This is a genomic window from Pirellulales bacterium, assembly GCA_036490175.1.
Lineage (GTDB): Bacteria > Planctomycetota > Planctomycetia > Pirellulales > JACPPG01 > JACPPG01.
On the sequence record DASXEJ010000141.1, the window covers coordinates 1 to 3,424 of the forward strand.

Below are 3,424 nucleotides of genomic sequence, written 5' to 3' on the forward strand. Positions count from 1 at the left end.
CCTGTCGCTGCACCCTAGGGCACAGCATAAAGAGCGCCAGCGGATTATGATCGGCGACGAAAAGCCCCGACGGGGAGCCGGAAGGCGCGTGGAAAACTGATATACTTGCAGTGCTTCTAATCTTCGTCGTTGCGGCCGCCGCGACTCTTTCTTTTCTCTGGTGACTGGCCTGAGCTAGCCAGCCGCCTAAGCGCGCATAAATTGCCCCGGTCCGAGTTTCAGCGTCTCTAGGATGGCAGAGGTGACGCGGCCCATATCCTCGATCTGACCGTGGGGCCCTGCGGCTTGGCATCGGATCAATTTTATTGCGTCGGCAGGATCCGCCAGAGCGACGATGTATGAAACCGCTTCCGTATCGCTGCGGTGAGTACTCACCCTTATTAGCCGTCCGGGTTCGCGCATGGGCCTCATCCTTCCAACGGACCTTGATGCCAATCTTGGCCGCGGCGGCTACACCCGTCAGAAAGTAACGGGCAGCGCGCCCACGGAACAATACGCAGCTTTCAAACTTAGGTTTTTATGCCACCTCGCAGTCAGGTAAAAAGGCCGCTAATTCCAGAACCTTCACCGCGTTTTATCCGGTGGAGCGCGACAGCGGCCGCCCTGATAATTGTAGTGATGATCGGCTTCAGCCTTGGCACTAGCTGGAGCGGCTCAGCCCAGTCGAACGGGCCGCAATCATCATCATCAGAGTAGGCGGGGTTATGGTGCCAGCCGGCCATCCGCCCTTAAGCCGCTGCTAACTGATTTGCACCATCGTCCTTTGCGGGACAGTTGGCACTCTGTTTGCGTTTTCCATCTGAACCGAGCCCCGGCGCTTTCGTAGTTGCGCAGGCGTCGGGGCTCCGCTCTACTCACGAATGCGCGGCCCTGATCGCTCCACTATGACGTTGGTCACCCTTATTTGCGCGAACTGCCGCCATATCGGTGCGGCCAAGGCGTTGCGACTACCAATGCTGTTGTCGTGCTCAATGTGCGGCGATCGGCGGCTTATTCAGAAGGGCTTCAAGATCAAGAACCGCTGGACAGAGGCTATATCCCCGACGAAGTCGCGCGACGAGCCCCAGCTCACTATACAAAGCCGGCCGGGTCGACGATTGGGTCAAAACCGAAAATCCGGCGGCCCGGCAGTTAAACGGGCGGCGGAGTGTCGGTGAGCGACGCCGCGGGCCGCGCTGGGCGATCCTTCTCTGGATCTTGCGAATAGGGCAGCGCCAGCTCTTCCACCCGACCAGACCAAGTCGTCTTCATTGCAACTCACCGCAATTGCCAATCCCATCTCGTGAAGGTGACTGCGTCGATAGCAGAACAGAGCGAGCATCGCTCTTGTGTCCGGAGGCACAGTTGCCACGAGCACAGGCAGGCCCTGCTTGCTGCTGCGGTATAGTTCACCGAATAATTCGTCTCCAACGGGACATAGGTCCTCTTCAAGCCCAAACATCCAACCTCCAGGCGTTGTGTAAAAACTCGCAGGTGGTGCGACGCGTACTCAGGTGTCGAGAACTCGAGCAGGTAGTTTGCCGTCGCCCTGACAAATCCACGTCTCACTCTTTGTCCAATGGTGCGTGTTACCGCACGCAGGACAGTGCATCAGGGACAGCACTTCCGGGAGAGCAATAAAAGTGTCGATGTCGGTCTCAATCCCCGTCGAAACGAACTGATGTGTGCGAGCGCACGCAAGCATGATGTGGAGCATGAGAGTTCTCCTCTGCTCCCCCCACCGCTTCAAGCCTGTCTGCTAAAGATTAAGTAAAAATTAACGCTAATTACCCAACCGCCTAGCGGTCCGGACCATGGCGTCGTCGGGGATCAATGACTTTACGCATGGCGTCGACCCGACTGAGGTCGAATCAGACGCACTTGATCCCGCTTAGCCTGCGAAGCAACGACACCATCACCCGGCAATTAATCGCAGGAACTGGCCCGCGCTTCGGCAGCGAAGCGCGGGCCTGCTTTTTGGTCAAAAATTATATTTGTATGACCCGCCGCCTCACTGCCCGCTGCGAGCAACGAAGTTTCCGGCTCGCCTTATGCGCCGGGCCTTTGGCCGCGCAGCGTCTTTACCACTGGCGGCGGCTTCGCTAGCTTGATCCCAGCTGTTTGGGGCGGGAGCAGCCGAACTCCTAGCAGGCGACCGCAGCAAGGCTGCCATCGGCGGGCGCTAAACTTCCTGCACGCGGTGGTCGCCCAAACAACAAAAATTCAAACATTTGTTTCAAGCTCGGGCAACGATGCGAACACATCGAGCGGTTGCCAGATGGGCGCGCCGTGCCAAACCATCGACAGGGCCCTGTCGGTTACAGTTGCGGGCGGAGCAGTCGTTTGCCTTGATACAGGATCTTTCAACGTTTCGCCCATCAACATTACACAAGCCGTCACCATCGATTGTCATGACCGACTTGTAGCCGCCATACCGTCAACAGAGCCTTGTGCAGAGGACGGCATCGTCATAAACGCTCCGGGCGGCGTCGTTACGCTTCGCGACATCAACATCTCTGGCTCACCCACCAGCCTGTCGGACCAGCCGATTTGCGGCCAAAACGGCATTCACATTGAAGCGGCCGCGGTTGTGAACCTCGAAGATTGCGTGACCGAGAATTGGTCGCAAAGTGGCATCAGCGTAACGACCTCGGCCAATATGGTTCTCAACGTCAGAAACACCACCATCAGAAACGTCGCCAACGGCATCAGCTTTGCACCAACCGGGGCGCCGTGAACGGATCGATCGATCGGACCATGATCGCAAAAATGTCAGGGGATGGCATCACGACCAATGGCGGCTCCGTCTTTTTCACGGTGACCGGTTCTGTGATCGCCAACGCGGCCGGCGTCGGTGTCAATTCGGGCGGCGCCGGTACCGTGCTGGACATCGACTCATCCTCCGTCTCAAACAACCATACGGCCTTCGCGACGGCGGGGGGCGTCATCCGCATTTCCCGCAACGTGATCTACGACAACACTACGAACTACTCGATCTCGGGCGGCGTGATCGCCACCAGCGGCGACAACAAGGTGGCGGTCAACGGCTCGACCGTGCCCAACGGGACCATTACGCAGCAATGAGAGGTAGCGGCCTTCTAACTCCGCCACAACAGGCTCGGCAGCTTCGCTATGTTGGCAGCGATGCGCCGGGCCTCGTCGCGTGCCAGCAGCTTCGGCACCGTCGCTGGCCCTGTCAGGGACGATCCAGCGTTGCGCGAGGTCCGCCAGCTTGGCAGTCTTTGCCAATGGCATCAAAACACCCGGCACCAGCTGACAAGCACGTCGGCATGCGAATACGGGAACAGCGGCTCGCGCTGAGTCTGACGCAGCAACAATTGGCCGACAAGGTCGGTGTCGCCGTGCAGCAGATTGGCAAATACGAGAGAGGCGACAACCGGGTCAGTGCCAGTCGCCTGCAGCAAATCGCGGTCGCCTTGAGGGT

Annotated in this window: 3 protein-coding genes; 2 read left to right on the top strand and 1 reads right to left on the bottom strand. The window is 58.7% G+C overall.

What is annotated here, in order from left to right:
• Nucleotides 1-2,179 precede the first annotated feature (2,179 nt).
• Both VGG64_10680 and VGG64_10685 read left to right on the top strand, forming a co-directional pair.
• Nucleotides 2,180-2,716: a right-handed parallel beta-helix repeat-containing protein gene (locus VGG64_10680; protein HEY1600059.1), complete on the top strand. Its 537-nt coding sequence runs from the start codon at nt 2,180-2,182 to the stop codon at nt 2,714-2,716.
• A 20-nt stretch (nt 2,717-2,736) separates the two neighbouring features.
• A complete protein-coding gene (locus tag VGG64_10685) occupies nt 2,737-3,063 on the top strand; it encodes a hypothetical protein (protein ID HEY1600060.1) in 327 nt (108 codons plus the stop codon).
• Nucleotides 3,064-3,233: 170 nt separating this feature from the next.
• On the opposite strand, the gene VGG64_10690 is transcribed toward VGG64_10685, so the two are convergent.
• Nucleotides 3,234-3,424: hypothetical protein (locus VGG64_10690; GenBank protein ID HEY1600061.1), on the bottom strand; the 191-nt coding region annotated here is incomplete at its 5' end.